The sequence below is a fragment of the Streptomyces daghestanicus genome (genome assembly GCF_020521275.1).
GTDB lineage: Bacteria > Actinomycetota > Actinomycetes > Streptomycetales > Streptomycetaceae > Streptomyces > Streptomyces griseoviridis.
Window position 1 is genome coordinate 340,925 of the sequence record NZ_BNDX01000018.1, and the last position, 19,261, is coordinate 360,185.

Below are 19,261 nucleotides of genomic sequence, written 5' to 3' on the forward strand. Positions count from 1 at the left end.
GGAGGCGACATGCAACGGGACATCTACACCGCGGAACACGAGGCGTTCCGCGACACCGTACGCACCTTCCTCGCCAAGGAGGTGCTCCCGCACCACGCGCGCTGGGAGCGGGAGGGCGTCGTCGACCGCGACGTCTGGCGCGCGGCCGGCCGCCAGGGCCTGCTGGGCCTGGCCGTGCCCGAGGAGTACGGCGGCGGGGGCACCGACGACTTCCGCTACAGCGCGGTGCTCATCGAGGAGTTCGCCCGCGCCGGGGCCTCCGGCCTGGCGCTGAGCCTGCACAACGACATCGTGGGCCCCTACCTCACCCGGCTCGCCACCGAGGAGCAGAAACGGCGCTGGCTGCCCGGCCACACCTCCGGCGAGCTCGTCACCGCCATCGCCATGACCGAGCCGGGCGCCGGCTCCGACCTCCAGGGCATCCGCGCCACCGCCACCGACGAGGGCGACCACTACCGCCTCGACGGCACCAAGACGTTCATCTCCAACGGCATCCTGGCCGACCTGGTGATCGTCGTCGCGCGCACCACCCCCGAGGGCGGCAGCGGCGGGCAGAGCCTGCTGGTCGTGGAGCGCGGCATGCCGGGGTTCGAGCGGGGCCGCAACCTCGACAAGATCGGCCAGAAGGCCCAGGACACCGCCGAGCTGTTCTTCGACGGCGTACGGGTCCCGAAGGCGAATCTGCTGGGGGAGGAGAACAAGGCGTTCTCCTATCTGATGGCCAACCTCGCGCAGGAGCGGCTGGCCATCGCCGTGGGCGCCGCGGCGGCCGCCGAACACGTCCTGGAGCTGACCGTCGAGTACGTCCGGGAGCGCGAGGCGTTCGGCAGGCCGCTCGCCCGGCTCCAGCACGTCCGCTTCGAGGCCGCCGAGATGGCCACCGAGACCGCGGTCACCCGCAGCTTCGTCGACCGCTGCGTCACCGAGCACAGCGCCGGCCGGCTGGACGCCGTACACGCCTCGATGGCCAAGTGGTGGGCGACCGAACTCCAGAAGCGCGTCGTCGACCGCTGCCTCCAACTGCACGGCGGCTACGGCTACATGACCGAGTACGCGGTCGCCAGGGCGTTCCTGGACAGCCGCATCCAGACCATCTACGGCGGCACCACCGAGATCATGAAAGAGATCATCGGCCGCTCCCTTCTCGATTCCCCGTCCGCCAGGAGGCCGTCATGACCCTGCCGCAGCTCGTGGTCCGCAACGCCGCCGAGCACCCGGAACTGCCCGCCCTGTCCTGGCGGACGCCGGACGGCGGCGGGACCACCCTGACCTGGGCCGAGGTGGGCGAGCACACCGCCCGGCTCGCGGCCGGGTACGCGGCGCACGGCGTCGGCCGCGGCGACCACGTCCTGCTGATGGCGTCCGACCGGGCCGAGCACTGGCTCTCCGACCTCGCCCTGGCCCGTCTCGGCGCCGTCCCGGTCAGCGTCTACGGCACCTCCGCGCCGGCGCAGATCGCGCACATCGCCCGCAACTGCCGGGCGGCGCTCGCCGTGGTGGAGGGCGCCGCGCAGGCGGCGGTGTGGGAGCCGCTGCTGCGCGACGCCGGCACCCCGCTCGCGCGGCTCGTCGTCATGGAGCCGGGGGAGGAGGGCGACCACCTCCCGTACACCGCGCTGACCGGCGCGGAGGTGCCCGAGGAGTTCGGCAAGGCGCTGGACGGCGCCCGGCCCGACGACCCGCTGACCGTCGTCTACACCTCCGGCACCACCGGCGAACCCAAGGGCGTGGTCCTCAGCCACCGCCAGGTACTCGCCAACGCCCGCGCCCTGGACGCCGTGGTGGACCTGCCCCCGCACGTCGAGCACATCAGCTACCTGCCCTTCGCGCACATCGCGGAGCGGATGCTCGGCATCTACCTGCCCTGCCACCGCGCCTCCCACGTCCACCTCTGCCCCGACCCGGCCGCCGTCGCCGGCGTGGTGCGCGAGATACGGCCCCGGCAGTTCTTCGGCGTGCCCCGGATCTGGGAGAAGCTGGCCGCGGCGGTCCGCGCCGGACTGTCCCTGCTCCCCGCCGAGCAGCAGAAGGCGGTCGAGGAGGCCGCCGAGGTGGCCCGCGCGCACGTCGCCTGCCGGGAGCGGGGCGAGACGCCGCCGGTCGAACTGGAGGCGAGCTACGCCGCCGTCCGTGAGGGTGTGCTGCTGCCGCTGCTGCGGGCGGGCGGCCTGGACCGGGTCACCTGGGCCGCCAGCGCGTCGGCGCCCATGCCGCTCGACGTGGTCCGGTTCTGGGCCGGTTTCGGCATCGTCGTCATGGACGCCTGGGGCCTGACCGAGACCACCGGGGTCGCCACCACCAACAGCCCGCGCACCGGGTTCCGGCTGGGCTCGGTCGGCCGGCCGGTGGCGTCGGTGGAGGTGCGCACCGCCGGGGACGGCGAACTGGAGGTGCGCGGCGAGTCCGTCTTCTCCGGCTACCTCCGGCCGGACGGCTCGGTGGAGGGCGCCGTGGACGCCGAGGGCTGGCTGCGCACGGGGGACATCGGGCGGATCGACGAGGACGGCTATGTCTGGGTCACCGACCGCAAGAAGGAGATGATCATCACCTCGACCGGCAAGAACGTCTCCCCGGCCCTGGTGGAGAACGCCCTCAAGGAACACCCGCTGATCGGCCAGGCCCTGGTCCACGGCGACGGCCGCTCCTACCTCGTCGCCCTGCTGGTCCTGGACGCCGAGGCCGCCCCGGCCTGGGCCGCCGCGCACGGCGTCGACGCCGGGCCCGACCCGGCCGCACTCGTCGCGCACCCCGTCGTGCGCCGGGAGGTGGACCGGGCGGTCGCCGCCGCCAACAGCCGCCTCAACCGCACCGAACAGGTCAAGCGCTACCGGCTGCTGGCCGAGGAGTGGGGCCCCGCCACCGGTGAGCTCACCCCGTCCCTCAAGATGCGCCGCCGCGTCATCCGCGACCGCTACGCCGACGAGATCACCGGTCTGTACGAGGACTGAGCCGGACCGTGCCCCGCGCGTTCCCGGACGCGCGGGGCACCCCCCTGCCTACAGCCCGTAGCTCTTGCCGATGATGTCCCGCTGGATCTCGCTGGTCCCGCCGTAGACGGTGGAGACGACCGCGGCCCGCAGATGCCGCTCCATGCCGTACTCGGTGGCGTAGCCGTAGCCGCCCATCATCTGCATGCACTCCAGCGTGACCCGCTTGGCGGTCTCGGTGGCCTTGAGCTTGGCCATCGACGCCTCGCGCGGGAAGAGCCGGTCCGGCGCGGCGTCGCAGTCCGAGGCCACCTCCCGCACCAGCAGCCGTACGCACTCGATCTCGGTCGCCAGGTCGGCGACCCGGTGCCGCAGCGCCTGGAAGGAGCCGACCGGCCGGCCGAACTGCTCGCGCTCGCGGACATAGGCCACCGCGTCGTCCAGGGCACGGCGGGCCAGGCCCAGCATGTTGGCGGCGAGGAACAGCCGTTCGTAGTTCAGCCCCGCCATCAGCTGCCGCCAGCCGGCGCCGACCTCCCCGACCACGGCGTCCGCGGGCAGCCGCACCCCGGTGAGGAAGACGTCGTTGACCTCCCGGCCGCCCATCGTCTCGATGCCCCGCACCTCCACGCCGGGCGTGTCCATGGGCACGTGGAACATGGTCAGTCCCTGGTGCTTGTCCTGGCCGGTACGGGCCACCAGCAGCATGGCCTCGGCCAGATGGGCGTTGGAGATCCACGTCTTCTGGCCCTCGACCAGCCAGCCTCCGTCCGGCTGCCGTGCGGCGCGGCAGCGCAGCGCGCCGACGTCCGAGCCGGCCGCCGGTTCCGACATGGCGATGGACAGCACCGCCCCGCGCACGGCCCCGCCGAGCACCCGCCGCCGCTGCTCCTCGGTGCCGAACCGCTCGTACGCCTTGGCGGTGATGACCGTCGTGACGAAGCCGCCCGCGGGGACCAGGCCGTAGGCGGTCTCCTCCAGGAAGACGCAGGCGTCGGCGAGGCCGCCGCCCGCGCCGCCGTACTCCTCCGGCAGGCAGACCCCGAGCCAGCCCAGGTCGGCGAGCCGGCCGTAGAGCCCCTTGTGGTGCGGTTCGCGCCCGCCGTCGGTCAGCGCGTCCCGCTGCTCCCGGGTCCCGCACTCGCGTTTGGCGAAGTCCCGCACGGCGGCGGCGAAATCGGCCTGGTCCTCGGTGAGACGACTTCCCATGACACTCCTTCGTGGACTGCTCCGGACCCGTCTGATACATCTTAATGATGTATGTATCAATGTAACGCCTCGGGAGCGTGCCGGTACCGTGAGGGGCACCATGAAGACTTCTGCGAACGACTCCCTGCTGGCTCGGGCCATCGCGCGGCCCGAGACGGAGGAAAAGGTGGCGCGGCGCATCCTGGACGCCGCGCTGGAACAGTTCACCACCTTCGGCCTGCGGCGCTCCTCGGTGGACGACGTCGCCAAGCGGGCCGGCGTCTCCCGGGTGACCGTCTACCGCCGGTTCCAGAGCAAGGACGGCCTGGTCGAGGCGTGCCTGCTGCGCGAGGGCAGCCGCTTCTTCCAGACCCTGGACGAGGCCGTCGCCGGGCTGCCCACCATGGAGGAGCGGGTCGTCGAGGGCTTCGTGGTCGCCCTGCGCCACACCCGGGAGCACCCCCTGTTCGGCGGACTGCTCCGGCTGGAACCCGAGCTGGTCCTGCCGTACTTCACCGTCCAGGGCGGCCCCTCGCTCACCGCCACCACCGACTATCTGACGGCGCATCTGCGCCGGGCCCAGCAGGCCGAGGGCCGCCCGGACCACGACCCGCGCCCGGTGGCCGAGCTGATGGTCCGCGTCGCCGTCTCCTTCCTGCTCAACCCGGCCGGCTGCATCGAGCTGGACGACGAGGACCAGGCCCGCGCCTTCGCCCGCCGCTACCTCGCCCCGCTGCTGGACGCCTGAGCGCCGCCGCCCGCTCAGCGCCGCCGGTGGAGCCCGCGCACCAGCCCCACCGCGCGCGCCTTCACCGCGGCCGGCGTCCGGAACGAGGTCAGGTCCACCGGAGCCGGGAACCGCCGTACGGTCACCGACTGCGGCGCGGCGAAGGCCCGCAGCCCCTCCGCCCCGTGGACGCGGCCGAAACCGGAGTCGCCCGAGCCGCCGAACGGCAGCGCCGGTACGGCGGCGAAGCCCAGCACCGAGTTGACCGACACCGCGCCCGCCCGCAGCCGCGCGGCGATCCGCGCCCCGGCCCGGCCGCTGCCGGCGAAGACCGCCGCCCCCAGGGCGTAGCGGGAGGCGTCGGCCCGGCGCACGGCCTCGGCCACGTCCGCCACCGCGTTGACCACGACCACCGGCCCGAAGGTCTCCTCGGTCATGGCGGCAGAGTCCTCCGGCACGTCGGCCAGCACCACGGGGGCCAGGAACGGCCCCGCCGGCTCCCCGGGCCCGGCGAGCACCGCCCGTGCCCCGTCCGCCAGCGCCGCCCGGACGTGCCGCCGCACCACCTCGGCCTGCGCGGGCATGGTCATCGGCCCGTAGGAGGCGTCCGGCTCCGCTCCCGGGCGCAGCGCCCGGGCCCGCTCGGCCACCTTGCGGCACAGCTCCTCGTGCACCTCGCGCACGGCGTAGACCCGCTCCACGCCCGCGCAGGTCTGTCCCGCGTTGCCCATCGCGCCCCACACGATCGCGTCGGCGGCGGCGTCCAGGTCGGCGTCGGCCGTGACGATCACCGCGTCCTTGCCGCCGCACTCGGCGAGGAACGGCGTCAACGTCTCGGCGCACACCGCCATCACCTTCCGGGCGGTGCCCGGCGACCCGGTGAAGGCGACCTTGTCGACCCCGGAGCGGGCCAGCGCCGCCCCCGTCTTGCCGGCGCCCGTGACCACCGAGAGCAGCCCCGCGAACTCGGGCACCGCCGCGTCGAACAGCGCGGCCAGCCGCACCCCCGTGCCCGGTGTGTACTCGGACGGCTTGAACACCACCGCGTTCCCCGCCGCCAGCGCGTACCCGAGGGAACCCATCGGCGTGTACACCGGGTAGTTCCACGGTCCGATGACCCCGATCACGCCCAGCGGCCGGTACTCCACGGTCGCCGCCTGGTCCGCCGCGACCAGCCCGGTGCCCACCCGCCGCCTGCGCAGCACCCGCCCGGCGTGCCGCGCCGCCCAGTCCAGGTGGCCGAGCGCCAGCAGCACCTCGAGGTCGGCGTCCTGGCGCGGCTTGCCCGTCTCCGCCGCCACCGTGCCGGCCAGCGCGTCCAGTTCCGCCGCGAGCCGCCGCTTCCAGCGCAGCAGGGCGGCCCGTCGCCCGGACGCCGGGAGCGCCGCCCAGCGGGCCTGGACCGCACGCCCCCGGTGCACCGCCCGCGCGATCTCCTCGGGCCCGTGCACCGGATGGTCGGCGAGGGCGGCGCCGGTGGCCGGGTCCCGGGAGGTGAAGGTGGCCGGGCGCGGGGTGGTGTGCGTCATCGCTGCTCCTGCTGTGGGTGGGTCGGGGGTGTCACATCACGGTTCCCGCCGGGGCGGGGGCACGGCCGGCCGCTCCTCGGCGAGCGGCTCCAGCGGCCTGCCGTGCGCCCAGTGCGGACCGAGGTCGTCCAGGGTCCAGCCGAAGGGGTAGCTGCGCGGCCTGTGCCGGTGCCGCCACCAGTCCGGCCGGGCCGGCATCCGGCGCACCGCCGCCGCGCGCAGGCGCAGGGCCCGGTCGGCGGCCGTCCGCAGCCACCGGGGCTGGACCGGCAGCCCCAGCGCGGTGAGCAGCGGCTCGTCCAGCAGGGCCAGGGTGAGACGGGCGACGAGCGGGCGCAGCGGGCGGGGGTACCAGCCGGTGATGACCCGCAGGGTGGCCGCGGCGACCCTGCGGTTGGCCGGGTCGTAGGCGAACATCTCCTTCTCGTAGGAGTCGTGGAGCCGTTCGAAACCCGCGTAGTCGCCGGGCACCCCGGTGATGCCCATGAGTTCGCCCATGCGCCGGCCCACCAGGGCGATGCTCTCCGTCTCGTGCGGGGACAGCGGCCGCCAGCCGTACCGGTCGATCCACCGTTTCGGCCCGACCACGGTGGTGGCCAGGACGTAGAGGTAGTCCTCGTTCGGTATCCGGTAGCGGCCGTGGATGCGGTTGAGGTGCCGGGCGGTCGCCCTGCCGTGCGGGGAGTCCATGCCCTCGCGGACCATCTCGTAGGCGATCAGCACGGTGTCGTCGTAGCGCTTCTGCCCCGCCCGCTCGAACTCCTGGGTGCGGTCCAGGAGCCGGGAGATGCGCGGGACGCCGTAGTCGCGCAGGAAGGCCACCGAGACGCCCTGGAGGTAGTCCCAGGGGAACTCGTACTGGGTGAGCAGCCAGAAGATCTGTTCGTGGTCCTGGCGGGGGTCGAGCTGTTCGATCCGGTGGAGCCTGCTGTGACGGCCCATGCGCTGAAGCCTCCTGGGGGACGGCCTTCCCGGTACCGAGCATGTCGATGTTACAAAAACTATCGACTTGTTTCACCGGATGCGTCAAGGCGGCGGACGGCACCGGGCCGCCTTTCGCCGGGCCCGCCTTTTGCCGTAACCGCAAAGACGTTGGCCGCCGGGCCGGTCCCCGGTGCAGGCTCGGACGGAAGCGGCACACCCCGCGCCGCCCGATCCGGAGGCATCCATGAGCAGCGCACCGCAGCCGACCCGGCCCGCCGAGTTCTGGGAGGCCCGCTACCGGGACAGCGGCCGCGTCTGGAGCGGGCGCCCGAACGACCTCCTCGTCCGGGAGGTCTCCGGCCTGACCCCCGGCACCGCCCTCGACCTCGGCTGCGGGGAGGGCGGCGACGCGGTGTGGCTGGCCGCCCGGGGCTGGCGGGTGACCGGCGTCGACATCTCCGCCACCGCCCTCGACCGGGCCGCCGGGCACGCCGCCGAGGCCGGGGTCGCGGACCGCACCGCGTGGGAGCGGCACGAGCTGGGCGAGACCTTCCCCGAGGGCTCCTTCGACCTGGTGAGCGCCCACTACCTCCAGTCCCCGGTGGCGCTCGACCGGCCGGCGGTGCTGCGCCGCGCCGCCGGGGCCGTCGCGCCCGGCGGCACCCTGCTGCTCGTCCTGCACGCCGGCTGGCCCTCCTGGCAGACCCGTCCGCCCTTCGACGCCGAGTTTCCCGCCCTCGACGGCATCCTGGCCGAACTCGCCCTGCCGGAAGGGGAGTGGACCGTCACGACCCGGGAGACCGTGCGCCGCCCGAGCCTGTCCCCCGAGGGCGTCGAAGGCCACCGCGAGGACCACGTCTGGCGGCTGGTGCGGAACCCGGCCGCCGGCTGAGCCGGGTGGCCCGCCCCGCCCGTGAGCGGCGCCCGCCCGGGTACCCGGCCCCCACCGGCGTACCAGGAGGAGCGAGGGGAGCGGGCCATGACCGACGAGGGACGGACGTCCACGGCGCAGAGGCTGCGGCGGGCCGCGGCCGAGGTGTTCGGCTGGGACCGGCTGACACCGGAGCAGGAGCAGGCCATGGCGGCGGTGCTGGACGGCCACGACACCCTCGTCGTCATGCCCACCGGCTCCGGCAAATCCGCCGTCTACCAGGTCCCCGGCGTCCTGCTGGACGGCCCCGTCGTGATCGTCTCCCCGCTGATCGCGCTCCAGCGGGACCAGATCGCCGGCCTGCCCGACGGCGCGCACGCCCCCGGCGCCGTCGCCGTGAACTCCGCCCTGACCGCCGCCGGGGCGGAGGACGCCTGGACGGCGTTCGAGCGCGGCGAGGCCCGTTTCCTGTACCTGTCGCCCGAGCAACTGGCCAAGGACGAGACCGTGGAACGGCTCGCCGCGGCCCGCCCGGCCCTGTTCGTCGTGGACGAGGCCCAGTGCGTCTCCTCCTGGGGCCACGACTTCCGGCCCGACTACCTGCGGCTCGAACAGGCCGTCCGCCGCGTCGGCCGGCCCCCGCTGCTCGCGCTGACCGCGACCGCCGCCCCGCCCGTGCGCGACGAGATCGCCGGCCGGCTCGGCATGCGCCGCCCGCGCCGGATCGTCGCGAGCTTCGACCGCCCCAACATCAGGCTGGAGGCCCGCCGCTTCCTCGACGAGGACGAACGGCGCCGCGCGGTGGTGGAACGGGCCGCCGCCGAGCCCAAACCGGGCATCGTCTACGCGGCCACCCGCAAGGACACCGAGGAGTACGCCGCCGAACTGGCCGCCCTCGGACTGACCGCCGTCGCCTACCACGCCGGACTGCGCGGCGCCGAACGCGCCCGCGTCCACGACGCCTTCCTCGCCGGGGAGACCGACGTGGTGGTGGCGACCACGGCCTTCGGCATGGGCATCGACAAGGAGGACGTCCGGTTCGTCCTGCACGCCGCGCTGCCGGGCTCGCTGGACGCCTACTACCAGGAGATCGGCCGCTGCGGCCGGGACGGCGCCCCCGCCCTGGCGGTGCTGCACCACCGTGCCGAGGACACCGGCATGCGCCGGTACTTCGTCACCCGCGCCCCGGACCACGACACCCTCACCGAGGTGGCCGGCGCCGTCCAGGACCACGCCGACGACCCCGCCGGCCTGGACCGGCTGCGCCGCGACACCGGGCTGTCGCACCGGCGCCTCACCACGGCCGTCAACCTGCTGGAGGAGGCCGGGGCGGTGTCCACCGGCTCCGGCGGCGAGGTCCGCCCGGAGCCGGGGACCCCGCCCGGCGCGGCGGCCGACCGGGCCGGGCAGGCCGCCGAGGACCACCGCCGCACCGACCGCACCCGCGTCGAGATGGCCCGCGCCTACGCCGAGACCACCGGCTGCCGCCGGCGCTTCCTGCTCGGCTACTTCGGGGAGCCGTACGAGCCGCCCTGCGGCACCTGCGACCGCTGCGAGGCGCGCGCGGACGAGGACCCCGCCCCGCGGCCGGCCCGCCCCGCCGCCTCGGCCTGCCCGGTCGGGACCCGGGTGCGGCACGCCGAGTGGGGGGAGGGCACGGTGCTGAGCGAGGACGGCGACCGCATCACGGTGCTGTTCGACCGGGCCGGCTACCGCACCCTGTCGCTCGCGGCGCTGTCCGGGCGCGAGGACCTGCTGGTGGTGGTGCCCCCTGAGGAGTGAGTCCTGGACGCACGCCGCGCATGTCCGTTTTGTTGAAAAAGTTATCTCCTGGGTTTTTTGAGACGATAGGCATGTTTTGTGAATCGCCGGACACCCGTTGATGTGAAGGTCATTGCCCAACCAAAGGGAGATGGTGACATGACTTCCACGGAGAAGGTGACCGAGGTCATCCGCACCCAGGACATCGACATCGACGCTGCTCTCGACCCGGTCGAGGCGGACGGGGTCTTCCGTGACAGCCGCGAGTGCGCCGCGCTGGCCGTGGCGGGCGGCAAGGGAGAAGTGCTGCTGTCGCCGCCGACCCCGCGTCCGAAGAAGGGCTGACCGGATCGACGGGAGCAGTCCATGGAACAGTCAGGCACTCCGTCCCTCCTGAAGGGCGCGGTGCAGGACCTGGCTACCGGCGTGGCCTCCGCTCTGAGCAGCGGGGGCCACGGCCCGGTCTCCGGGGACCTGTCACCGGCCGCCGCCGGGGCGGACGGCTTCGCGCCGGCGGCCGTGCGGGTCCTGGGCGCCGATTTCCTGCTGCCGCACGTGCTGGCCGGCACCCGGCCCGATGCCGCCGAGCTCGCCCTGTTCCGGCAAGCGGTGGAGGCGTACCCGCCGCGCGCGGACGCCGCGCCCACCGTGCTGTGGAGCCACTGGGCGATGCGCCGGACCCTGCGCGTCCTCGCGCCGGACACCGCCGACGGCACGACGGCGGAACCCCGCGCCGACTGGCTGGAACTGGCCGACTGGCGCACCCTCACCCACCAGCTGTCCGTCCTCGCCTCGCTGGCGCTGCCCGGTGCCGACTCCGCCGTGGCACGCGTGGCGGGCAAGCGGAATCTCGACCTCGCCCGCGGCTTCGTCCGGGCGGTCCGCCGCCGGGACTGGCTCCAGGCGGCCGGCGCGGGACGCTGGCTGAGCCTGCTCGACGGCGTCCCCGACACCCTCGGCCTGCCCGCCGGGCTGGACTTCGTCGAACTGATGGCGGACGGCGACCCCCAGGTCGGCCTCCAGGTACGGGCGGCCCGCCGCCTCGCCACCGGAGCACTCGTGTGAGCGCCGTGACCGTGCGGGCCGCCGGGACCCGCGGGGTACGGGACGTGGCCGAAGCCGCCCTGGGCTGGGTGGCCGCGCACCGCGCCGAGTTCACCCTCGGCGAGGACGCGCTCGCCGCGTACGGCCAGGTCGACAGCACCTGGAAACCGCTCGGCGAACTCGCCCAGGTCTGTGCCACGGTGACCCGGCGCACCCCGCCCGCCGACCCGCTGCACACCCGCGCCCGCGACCTGCTCGCCCACGCCTGGGACCAGACGGAGCGGGGCGCGCTCTTCCTCGACATGCAACGCCAGGAGCCCTTCGCCACCTACCCGCTGGAGGTCTACGCCGCCTTCGCCGCGGCCGGCCTGCGCCACCCCGGCTACGAGACGGCCGCCGCGACGGTGGCCCGCACCCGGGGCTGGCGCCTGGTCGAACAGGGCCCCACCCGCCGGCTCGGGGTCCTCGCCGCCGAACGGTACTCCGGCATCACCCGGCCCGAACCGGCCGCCGCCGTACGGGACGGCACCTGGCTCGGCGGCCTGCCCGAACCCTGGACCTTCGAGGCGCACGCCGGCTACGCCCTCACCCACGTCGTCTTCCACCTCACCGACTGGGGCCGGGCCGGCCCGGCCGGGGTGCCGCCCCGACTCGCCGCCTATCTGACGCAGTGGCTGCCGCCCTGGCTCGACACCTGCCTGGAGGCCCGGATGTGGGATCTGAGCTGCGAACTCCTCGCCGTCGCGGCGAGCGTGCCCGGCTCGCTGGACCCGCCCGCGCACCAGGAGGCGTGGTCCCGGCTGGCGGCCGCCCAGCGGCCCTCGGGCGCCCTGCCCGAGACCGGCCCCGCGGGCGACACCGACCCGGACGGCACCGACGGCTTCGGCCACTGCTACCACTCCACCCTGCTGGCCGCGTTCGCGGCGGCCCTCACCGACGCCCGGCACGGACAAGGAGCGCCCGGATGACGTCCACCCGTCTGACCCACACCGTCGGGGTCCGCGCGATGGAGTGGCTCTGGGCCCACCGCGACGGCTTCCGCCTCGACCCCGGCGTGGACCCCGAGATCGGCTTCCTGGAGCGCTTCAAACCCATCGGCGAACTGGCCCTCATCTGCGCGGTGCTGTTCCGCGAGGGCGTGGCCGGCTCCCGCCAGGCCGAACTGGCCCGCAAACTCATCGACCACGCCTGGCGCGACGCCCTCGACGGCGGCCGCATGCTGGTGCGCGGCCAGCGCACCGAGCCGATCTCGCCCATCCCCTTCGAGGTGTACCTGCCCTTCAAGGAACTCGGCTACAGCCAGCCCGAGGTGGAACGGGCCGCCGTCCTCAACCACCGACTGGACGGCTGGTGTTCCTTCGAGGTCCCGCCCACCCGCAGGCTGGGTCTCTCCGCCTTCCAGCGCCGCTTCGGCCTCACCCCCCGGCTGCCCGAGGACGAGGCCCTGACCGCCACCTGGCTGGCCCGTACCCCCGAGCCGTGGACGGTGGAGGGGCACATCGCCTACGACATCACCCACGTCGTGTTCCACGTCACCGACTGGGGCGAGAACCCGGCCGGGCTGCCGCCCCGCATCGCCGACTACCTCACCGCCTGGCTGCCGGTCTGGATCGACGACTGGCTGGACCTGGAACGCTGGGACCTGCTCGGCGAACTCCTGGTGGTCGACGCCTGTCTGCCCGAACCCACCCTCGACGAACGCGCCTGGGAGGCGTTCGCCGCCGCCCAGGCCCCCGACGGTGCCATGCCCGCGCTGCGCGGCCTGCCCGAGGGCGACCCGGACGATGTGTTCGACATCGTCTACCACCCCACGCTGGTCGCCGCCTTCGCCTCCACGCTGGCGACCTCCCGCTCCCTGGCCCGCCTCGCCACCCGGAGCGCCTGATGACCACCGCGCCCACCGCACTCTGGCCGTCCGCGCCCCACCCCGGGGGCCGGGACGAGGACGAGGACGGGCGCGGCCCCCGTGCCGCCCCGGACGTCGGCGCGCCCGACGACACCGGCCTCGCCGGACGGCTGGCCGCCGCCGTCGAGGCCGCCGACGCGCCCGACGCCGTCTTCGCCGTCTCCCGCCACGGCCGCCGCACCGTCCGCACCGGCGGCACCGCCCCGCCGCCCCCCGTCCCCCGCGAGGACCTGCGCTACGAACTGGGCTCGGCCACCAAGACGTTCACCGGTCTGCTGCTGACCCGGCTGATCCGGGGCGGCGCGCTCACCGGCGGCGAACCGGCCGCCGCCTGCCTCGACCCCGGCCGCCGCCCGGACGAGGACCCGGTGACCCTCGCCCACCTGATCACCCACACCGGGGGACTGCCCGCCCTGCCGCCCGGCTTCCGCCGCCGCGGCCGGCCCGCCTGGCACACCAACCCCTACGCGTGCTACCCGGCCCCCCTGGTCGTCGACGCCTTCCTGCGCCACCGCCCGCGCCACCGCCCCGGCACCCGCTGGCGCTACTCCAACTTCGGCGTCGCCGTGCTCGGCCACGCCGTCGCCGCGGTCACCGGCACCGCCTGGGACGACCTGGTCGGGGAGCACCTCCTGCGGCCCTTCGGCCTGGCCGCCACCGGCCTCACCCCCGAGGGCCCCGGCATCGATGCCACGGGACACACCAAGGACGGCCGCACCCGCGTTCCCCCTTTCGACGCCGGCGGCTTCCCGGCGGCGGGCGCCGTCCGCGCCACCCCCGGGGACCTGCTCACCTTCCTGGAGGCCCACCTCGACCCGGCCGGCTCCCCGGCCGCCGACGCGCTGCGCGCCGTACGGGTGCCCGTGCTGCGCCGCGGCTGGGACCACCGGCACGTGCACACGGTGGCGTGGTTCCGGCACCCCACCGACGGCGGGCCGCTGTACTTCCACAGCGGCGCGACCTTCGGCCAGCAGGCGTTCCTCGGCTTCCGCCCCGACACCGGCACCGCCCTGGCCGCGGTCTGCACCCGCCGGTTCCGCCCCCGCGACCCCTTCGTCGCCGGCGCCTACGCCCTGCTCGCGGAGGACTGACGGCGGTGCCCGGCGCGGGGTCCGCCCCGCGCCGGGCACCGCCGGCGGCACTGGCCCGTCAGGCGGTCCGCTGCCACAGCGCCGGGGTGCCCTCGGGCGACCACGCCACCTGCGCCTGGTGGTTCTGCAGGCACGTGTACCGCGTCCCGCCGTAGCGGACCGTCGACCCGGCCTCGTACACCCGCCCGGACCGCCATCCGTCGGCCGCGCCCTCGTCCGCCGGGGCGGGCAGGGTGGAGCGGTTCTCCGCCGTCTTCAGGGTCAGGCCGAACTCCTGGAGCACCGGGTTGACCGGCTGGAAGAAGGTCGTCCCGCCGTTGGTGCAGTCACCGGAGCCGCCCGACGTCATGCCCTGCGCCTGGGTGCCGGAGACGAACGGGCCGCCGGAGTCGCCGGGTTCGGCGCACACCGTGGTCTGGGTGAGGCCGTCGACGGTGCCCTCCGCGTAACTGACGCTCGCGTCGTGCTGCTCGACGGTGCCGCAGTGCCAGCCGGTGGTGGAGCCCGAGCGGCACACCGACGTCCCCACCAGCCCCTGCACCGAGCCGGCCACCTGCACCTTCTGCTCGGCCTCGCCCTTCACGTCCGGCGTGGCGGTCCAGGTGTCGTTGACGGCCACCCAGGACATGTCCTTGCCGGGGAAGACCGACGCCCTGAACTCGCCCTGCGCGCTCTTGTCCGCCCCGGCCGTCTTGGCGCCCGGCTTCCCGCAGTGCCCGGCCGACGCGAAGCCCTGCTCCTGGCCCTTGGTGACGGAGAAGCCGATCGAGCAGCGGGCCTTGTCGTCGATGTAGTACGCCTCGCCGCCGACCAGGTCGGCCAGCACCCGCGGCCGGTTCGCCGAGACCCGCACCCCCACGTCCCCGGCCTTCAACCCGGCGGCCTGGACGAACGCGGCGGCGGCCTGCCGGTCGGTGGCCTGGACGACGACCCGGTTGGCGGGCACGTCCACGTACCAGACCGGCGTGTCGGGGGTGCGCACCCGCCGCGCGGCCGCGTCCAGCCGCTCCTTGGCGGCGTTCAGGTCGGCCAGCGTCCGCTTGACGACCGTCGCCTCGGCGCCCTGCGCCCGGATGGCGGCGACCTGGGCCGCGTCGGTGGTGGCGACGGTGAGCTGCGCGGAGGTCGTGCCGCTCACCCAGGCACCGGCGAAGTGGCTGCCCAGCGTGGTGCGGAGCCGGCCGGCGCGGGTGCCCGCCTCGGCCTCGTTGACCAGCCGCGCCGACGCCTGGTCCGCCGTCAGGCCGAGGTCCCGTCCGAGCGCGCGCAGCAGTTCGGCCGGCGCGCGGTCGGCGCCGAGCGTCTGGGCGGCGGTGGGCAGCGGCCCCGGGGCGGGCGGCGGCCCGGCCGACGCGGCCGAGGGGACGGCGGCGGTCAGGGCGAGGGCGCCGAGCGCGGTGAACGCGGCGCGGCGGCGGCCCGTGGCGTGTCTGCCGACCATGCGATGTGCCTCCTGGAGGTCTGGAGAGGGGAAAGGGGAGGAGGTGCCAGCCCTAGCCGGTACCGGCGGGGTTGATGCCGGACGGGCTTCCGGTTCGCGCGATGGGGGACCCCCGCGGGTGCCAAGTGCAGTACGCCGGCCCGCGCGCCCGGCCCGGCGGCTCAGGCGGGCTTCAGCCCCGGCGCGCCCGCCTCGGTGACGAAGGAGGCGGCGGTGGTCAGGGCCGCGCCGGGTGTGGAGATGGCGGCGACGGTCTTGAAGTCGAGGCGGGCCGAGTCCCGGCCGATCTCCACCACGGCCATCCCGCGCTTGCCGTTGTAGAACTTCATGTGCGGGTTGGCGCGCATGTACGTGTCCCAGTTGTCGGGCTTCTCCGCGCCGTCCTTGCCGCTCGCCACGGACGTGCAGGTCAGTTCCGTGCCCACGGTCTTCGAATCCGGGTCGTCGAAGTTCTCCTTGATGTCGAAGGCGTAGGCGACGTGCACGTCCCCGGTGAGGACCAGCCAGTTCTCCACCCCGGCGGCCTTGGCGCCGGCCATGACCCGGTCGCGGGAGGCCCGGTAGCCGTCCCAGGCGTCCATGGACATCGTGGCGTCGGCGGTCAGACCGAACTTGCGCTGGGAGAAGGTGACCTGCTGCGGCATCACGTTCCACAGCGCCCCGGAGGACTTCCAGCCGTCGAGCAGCCACTGCTCCTGCGCGGCGCCGGTGATGGTGCGCGCCGGATCGTCGGACTCGGCGCCGGGCGCGTGCGGCCGGTCGTCGTAGGCCTGGTCGGAGCGGTACTGGCGGGTGTCGAGGATGTCGAACTGGGCGAGTGTGCCCCAGTGCAGCCGGCGGTAGAGCTGGGCGTCGGGGCCCTGCGGGAGCTGGGCGGAGCGCAGCGGCTGGTGCTCCCAGTAGGCGCGGTAGGCGGCGGCCCGGCGGGCCAGGAACTGGTCCTGGGGCACGTCGTTCTCGGGGACCGCGCCGGCGTAGTTGTTCTCGGTCTCGTGATCGTCCCAGGTGACGACGAACGGATGCGCGGCGTGCGCCGCCTGGAGGTCCGCGTCGCTCTTGTACAGGGCGTAGCGCAGCCGGTAGTCGGCGAGGGTCATCGTCTCCCGGTTGAAGACGTCGGGCAGGGTGGTGCCGGTGTAACCGCGCTCGCCGCCGGCCGCGTTCACCGCGTACTCGTAGAGGTAGTCGCCGAGGTGGAACACCACGTCGACGTCCTCCTCGGCGAGGTGCCTGTGCACGGTGTAGTAGCCGTCCTGGTAGGCCTGGCAGGCGACGGCGGCCAGCCGCAGCGAGGACGGGTCGGTGCCGGCGGCGGGCGCGGTGCGGGTGCGGCCGACGGGGCTGATGAACGATCCGGCGCGGAACCGGTAGTAGTACTCGGTGCCGGGGTCCAGGCCCTTGACGTCGACGTGCACGCTGTGGCTGTACTCCGGATAGGCCAGGGCCGTGCCCTTGCGGACGGACACCGCGAAGAACTCGCTCGCGGAGAGCTCCCACTCCACCGTCAGGCGCTGCTGGCCGAGGCCGCCGTCCTCCGCGAACGGCTCGGGCGCCAGCCGGGTCCACAGCAGCACCGAGTCGGGCAGCGGGTCGCCGGAGGCGACGCCGAGCGTGAAGGGGTCCTTGTCGAGGCGGGCGGCGTCCAGTTCGCGCGCGGCGGCGGCGCCGCGGGCCGGCAGGTTGGTGGAGAAGGCGAGCGCGGCGGCGGCCGCGGTGACGGTGAAGAAGCGCCGGCGGCCGAGGTGCCGGGCGGCGGCGCGCAGCACGGCGTCGTGCGGGGAGAAGGCATGCTCGGCCAGTGCTCGGGGACGGCCCGGGAACGCCATCTGGGGTCCTCTCGTCGGGGCGGGGCGACCATGCATGCTAAGCAGACGAAAAACGCAAATCGGGAGAAGCGCTCGGGTTCAGCGAGGCGATCACACAGGAGGCGGTACGCGCGTGTGGCCGGTTCCGGCCGGGGGCACCCGGAGGCGGGACATCCGGGGGCGCGAGTGCGGAAGGCGGTGCGGCACGGTGCCGAGGGCCAGGAGGTACGAGGTGGCGGCCTCGGGCCGCTGGTGGGACGAGGAGGACAACCGCTGGCTGCCGGCCGGTGAGGTGCACGCCTGGGAGCAGGGCACGAACCAGACGGTGTGCGGGCTCTCGCTGCACCGGTCGCGGCTGTCCCGTTTCGCGGCGGTCCCGTGGGCCGAGGCGCTGCCGGAGTCGGGCGGCGCGGCCGACGCCGTCCGCCGGGTCTGCCCGCGCTGCGCCGCGGCGGCGGCCCGGCACGCGGGAGCCCGCCCCGGCTGGCGGCGGACGAATCCGCGGCCGTAGGGGCGGGCCGGTGTCTCGCGCGGGTCAGGCGGGCCGCGGGGTCCGGCTGACGTGGATCCAGCCAGCGGTCGTGGGACCGGCTGCCGACCGCCGCCTCGGGGTCGCGGCGGGCGTCGGAGGCCATCACGGCCCGGTAGCAGCCGACGTGGTCGGGGTGTTTCAGCCGCAGCCAGGCGTCGCGCCCGGCGCGGCGGACGTACGGGCCGACCCGGCCGGGGTGGCGCAGGGCGTAGCCGACCTCGTGGGTGAGCGCGGCACGGTCGCTGCGCGGTTTCTTCGGGGACTTGGCGTCCTTGGGCACGGGAGCGGAGCCTTTCGTCGAACGGGTACGGCGCCGGGTGCGGGCGGTCAGACGCGGCGGCGCAGCAGCAGCGCCGTGACGAGCAGGAGGGCGACGGCGAGAGCGCCGAACAGGGCGGTGTCGTACCACTGGAAGGTCCAGTAGGCACCGGCCGGATCGGCCTCGTGGAAACGGGCGGCGTGGCCGTGCTGGGCCATGCACTCCTTCAGTTCGCGGCCCGAGGGGCAGGGGCGGCTCAGTACCGGGCCGCGCCGGCCGGGGGGTGATCAGGCCGTACTTCCCGGCCGACCACTTCTCGCCCATCGGCGGCTTGGGCGCGGTGCCCCTGACTGACGTAGGTCCGCGGCGGGACCAGCAGGAGGGAGTGGCGCAGCCCCTGCGCGGCGACGGAGGCCAGGGCCGGTCCCGGTCGCCGCGCGCCTCGCCGGCGACCGGCCCTGCCTCCTGGTCACCGGCTACGAACCGGAGGCCGGCTGGTACTCCGGCTGCGACGCGGTCACCTACGCGGGTACCGGCGCCTGGCCCCGCCCCCGGGCACCGCGGTCCACCTGCTCCGCTTCACGTACGGCAGGCTCCAGCCGGCCGGCCCGGCGGCCCTGGCGGCCGGGCGGCGCACCGCCCTGCGCACGTTCCCCACCGGCGGTTCCCTCGGCACCGCCACCGTCGTCACCGTGCTGCCGGAGCGGTGACGGCCGGGGGCGTCACCCGGTTGGCGCCGCCGGCTCGACAGACGGAGGATGGGAGAGGAGGGGAAGGACGCGGACGGAAGGAGGAGCGTCATGCTGGAGATCAAGACGCTCGACAAGGCCGACGAGCGGCGGGACTTCCCCCGGGGACACATCGAGGCCGTCCACCTGAGCGGACTGGACTTCGCCGTCGCCACCTTCGAGCCGGGCTGGCGCTGGTCGGAGTCGGTGGCCCCGCTCGCGGGCACCGACAGCTGCATGATCCACCACAACGGGTACGTGGTGCGGGGCCGGATGCATCTGCGCATGGACGACGGCGCCGAGAGCGAGGTGGGTCCGGGCGACGTCTTCGTCTGTTCCCCCGGGCACGACGCCTGGGTCGTCGGCGACGAGCAGGTCGTCGTGCACGACTTCGCCGGCGGCATGGCCCAGGAGTACGCGAAGGCCGACTGAGAGCGCGGGCGGGTCCCCCGCCGGAGGCCGGTGCACCGGCGCCCGCACCCCCCCGGCGCCGGGTGCCCCCGGGAGGGCTGCCGCGAGCGGCGCCCC

At 74.9% G+C, this 19,261-nt stretch carries 18 protein-coding genes and 1 pseudogene; 12 read left to right on the top strand and 7 right to left on the bottom strand.

All coding sequences use genetic code 11. From position 1 onward, the window contains the following. The first annotated feature begins 9 nt into the window (after positions 1-9). Both Sdagh_RS33955 and Sdagh_RS33960 read left to right on the top strand, forming a co-directional pair. Positions 10-1,176, top strand: a complete 1,167-nt coding sequence (locus Sdagh_RS33955) for an acyl-CoA dehydrogenase family protein (protein ID WP_190076450.1) — start codon at positions 10-12, stop codon at positions 1,174-1,176. Next, positions 1,173-2,948, top strand: coding sequence for an AMP-dependent synthetase/ligase (locus Sdagh_RS33960; RefSeq protein ID WP_190076451.1), 1,776 nt, complete (start codon positions 1,173-1,175; stop codon positions 2,946-2,948). Before Sdagh_RS33955 ends, Sdagh_RS33960 begins: the two co-directional genes overlap by 4 nt. A gap of 48 nt (positions 2,949-2,996) precedes the next feature. On the opposite strand, the gene Sdagh_RS33965 is transcribed toward Sdagh_RS33960, so the two are convergent. Continuing rightward, complete coding sequence (locus Sdagh_RS33965; RefSeq protein WP_190010624.1) at positions 2,997-4,136, bottom strand: acyl-CoA dehydrogenase family protein; 1,140 nt, start codon at positions 4,134-4,136, stop codon at positions 2,997-2,999. Positions 4,137-4,236: 100 nt separating this feature from the next. On the opposite strand from Sdagh_RS33965, the gene Sdagh_RS33970 reads away from it, so the two are divergent. Next, on the top strand, positions 4,237-4,863 hold the full coding sequence (locus Sdagh_RS33970) for a TetR/AcrR family transcriptional regulator (protein WP_189414056.1): 627 nt from the start codon (positions 4,237-4,239) through the stop codon (positions 4,861-4,863). A gap of 14 nt (positions 4,864-4,877) precedes the next feature. Here Sdagh_RS33970 and Sdagh_RS33975 read toward each other — a convergent pair whose 3' ends face one another. Together Sdagh_RS33975 and Sdagh_RS33980 are read right to left on the bottom strand one after the other, a co-directional pair. Continuing rightward, a complete protein-coding gene (locus Sdagh_RS33975; protein ID WP_189414057.1) occupies positions 4,878-6,371 on the bottom strand; it encodes an aldehyde dehydrogenase family protein in 1,494 nt (497 codons plus the stop codon). 36 nt (positions 6,372-6,407) lie between these two features. Continuing rightward, complete coding sequence (locus Sdagh_RS33980) at positions 6,408-7,313, bottom strand: oxygenase MpaB family protein (RefSeq protein ID WP_189414059.1); 906 nt, start codon at positions 7,311-7,313, stop codon at positions 6,408-6,410. Between the two features lie 226 nt (positions 7,314-7,539). Between Sdagh_RS33980 and Sdagh_RS33985 the strand changes: the two genes are divergently transcribed. The 7 genes from Sdagh_RS33985 (at position 7,540) to Sdagh_RS34015 (ending at position 13,968) form a co-directional block, all read left to right on the top strand. Then, positions 7,540-8,187 carry a class I SAM-dependent methyltransferase gene (locus Sdagh_RS33985; protein ID WP_190076452.1) on the top strand — a complete coding sequence of 216 codons (648 nt, stop codon included), beginning with the start codon at positions 7,540-7,542 and terminating at the stop codon, positions 8,185-8,187. Between the two features lie 87 nt (positions 8,188-8,274). Then, positions 8,275-9,948, top strand: a complete 1,674-nt coding sequence (locus tag Sdagh_RS33990; protein WP_190076453.1) for a RecQ family ATP-dependent DNA helicase — start codon at positions 8,275-8,277, stop codon at positions 9,946-9,948. 138 nt (positions 9,949-10,086) lie between these two features. Then, on the top strand, positions 10,087-10,272 hold the full coding sequence (locus Sdagh_RS33995; protein WP_189414065.1) for a hypothetical protein: 186 nt from the start codon (positions 10,087-10,089) through the stop codon (positions 10,270-10,272). A gap of 21 nt (positions 10,273-10,293) precedes the next feature. After that, positions 10,294-10,992, top strand: coding sequence for a hypothetical protein (locus tag Sdagh_RS34000; RefSeq protein ID WP_189414066.1), 699 nt, complete (start codon positions 10,294-10,296; stop codon positions 10,990-10,992). Further along, positions 10,989-11,939, top strand: a complete 951-nt coding sequence (locus tag Sdagh_RS34005; RefSeq protein WP_372478491.1) for a DUF6895 family protein — start codon at positions 10,989-10,991, stop codon at positions 11,937-11,939. The genes Sdagh_RS34000 and Sdagh_RS34005 overlap by 4 nt, the downstream gene beginning before the upstream one ends. Then, positions 11,936-12,856 (top strand): DUF6895 family protein, encoded by a 921-nt coding sequence (locus tag Sdagh_RS34010; protein WP_189414067.1) that lies wholly within the window; start codon positions 11,936-11,938, stop codon positions 12,854-12,856. The genes Sdagh_RS34005 and Sdagh_RS34010 overlap by 4 nt, the downstream gene beginning before the upstream one ends. Beyond that, complete coding sequence (locus Sdagh_RS34015; protein WP_190076454.1) at positions 12,856-13,968, top strand: serine hydrolase domain-containing protein; 1,113 nt, start codon at positions 12,856-12,858, stop codon at positions 13,966-13,968. Before Sdagh_RS34010 ends, Sdagh_RS34015 begins: the two co-directional genes overlap by 1 nt. Positions 13,969-14,026: 58 nt before the next feature. Here the strand turns inward: Sdagh_RS34015 and Sdagh_RS34020 are convergent, their stop codons facing one another. Then, positions 14,027-15,409, bottom strand: coding sequence for an alpha-lytic protease prodomain-containing protein (locus Sdagh_RS34020; protein WP_190076455.1), 1,383 nt, complete (start codon positions 15,407-15,409; stop codon positions 14,027-14,029). A gap of 161 nt (positions 15,410-15,570) precedes the next feature. Beyond that, complete coding sequence (locus tag Sdagh_RS34025) at positions 15,571-17,235, bottom strand: alkaline phosphatase D family protein (RefSeq protein ID WP_189414070.1); 1,665 nt, start codon at positions 17,233-17,235, stop codon at positions 15,571-15,573. A gap of 211 nt (positions 17,236-17,446) precedes the next feature. On the opposite strand from Sdagh_RS34025, the gene Sdagh_RS34030 reads away from it, so the two are divergent. Next, positions 17,447-17,725: a hypothetical protein gene (locus Sdagh_RS34030; protein ID WP_370594941.1), complete on the top strand. Its 279-nt coding sequence runs from the start codon at positions 17,447-17,449 to the stop codon at positions 17,723-17,725. 58 nt (positions 17,726-17,783) lie between these two features. Here the strand turns inward: Sdagh_RS34030 and Sdagh_RS34035 are convergent. Next, positions 17,784-18,026, bottom strand: a pseudogene (locus tag Sdagh_RS34035) (methyltransferase); the annotation flags it as partial. Between the two features lie 47 nt (positions 18,027-18,073). Continuing rightward, positions 18,074-18,223, bottom strand: coding sequence for a hypothetical protein (locus Sdagh_RS34040; protein WP_189414072.1), 150 nt, complete (start codon positions 18,221-18,223; stop codon positions 18,074-18,076). A 582-nt stretch (positions 18,224-18,805) separates the two neighbouring features. Here Sdagh_RS34040 and Sdagh_RS34045 point away from each other — a divergent pair. After that, a complete protein-coding gene (locus tag Sdagh_RS34045) occupies positions 18,806-19,165 on the top strand; it encodes a cupin domain-containing protein (RefSeq protein ID WP_189414073.1) in 360 nt (119 codons plus the stop codon). The last annotated feature ends 96 nt before the right edge of the window (positions 19,166-19,261 follow it).

Coding starts and splice junctions, on each gene's coding strand:
- Sdagh_RS33985 (WP_190076452.1), top strand. CDS start 7,540: ATGAGCAGCGCACCGCAGCCGACCCGGCCCGCCGAGTTCTGGGAGGCC.
- Sdagh_RS34015 (WP_190076454.1), top strand. CDS start 12,856: ATGACCACCGCGCCCACCGCACTCTGGCCGTCCGCGCCCCACCCCGGG.
- Sdagh_RS33990 (WP_190076453.1), top strand. CDS start 8,275: ATGACCGACGAGGGACGGACGTCCACGGCGCAGAGGCTGCGGCGGGCC.
- Sdagh_RS33980 (WP_189414059.1), bottom strand. CDS start 7,313: ATGGGCCGTCACAGCAGGCTCCACCGGATCGAACAGCTCGACCCCCGC.
- Sdagh_RS34025 (WP_189414070.1), bottom strand. CDS start 17,235: ATGGCGTTCCCGGGCCGTCCCCGAGCACTGGCCGAGCATGCCTTCTCC.
- Sdagh_RS34010 (WP_189414067.1), top strand. CDS start 11,936: ATGACGTCCACCCGTCTGACCCACACCGTCGGGGTCCGCGCGATGGAG.
- Sdagh_RS34040 (WP_189414072.1), bottom strand. CDS start 18,223: ATGGCCCAGCACGGCCACGCCGCCCGTTTCCACGAGGCCGATCCGGCC.
- Sdagh_RS33970 (WP_189414056.1), top strand. CDS start 4,237: ATGAAGACTTCTGCGAACGACTCCCTGCTGGCTCGGGCCATCGCGCGG.
- Sdagh_RS34020 (WP_190076455.1), bottom strand. CDS start 15,409: ATGGTCGGCAGACACGCCACGGGCCGCCGCCGCGCCGCGTTCACCGCG.
- Sdagh_RS33995 (WP_189414065.1), top strand. CDS start 10,087: ATGACTTCCACGGAGAAGGTGACCGAGGTCATCCGCACCCAGGACATC.
- Sdagh_RS33955 (WP_190076450.1), top strand. CDS start 10: ATGCAACGGGACATCTACACCGCGGAACACGAGGCGTTCCGCGACACC.
- Sdagh_RS34000 (WP_189414066.1), top strand. CDS start 10,294: ATGGAACAGTCAGGCACTCCGTCCCTCCTGAAGGGCGCGGTGCAGGAC.
- Sdagh_RS33965 (WP_190010624.1), bottom strand. CDS start 4,136: ATGGGAAGTCGTCTCACCGAGGACCAGGCCGATTTCGCCGCCGCCGTG.
- Sdagh_RS33975 (WP_189414057.1), bottom strand. CDS start 6,371: ATGACGCACACCACCCCGCGCCCGGCCACCTTCACCTCCCGGGACCCG.
- Sdagh_RS34045 (WP_189414073.1), top strand. CDS start 18,806: ATGCTGGAGATCAAGACGCTCGACAAGGCCGACGAGCGGCGGGACTTC.
- Sdagh_RS33960 (WP_190076451.1), top strand. CDS start 1,173: ATGACCCTGCCGCAGCTCGTGGTCCGCAACGCCGCCGAGCACCCGGAA.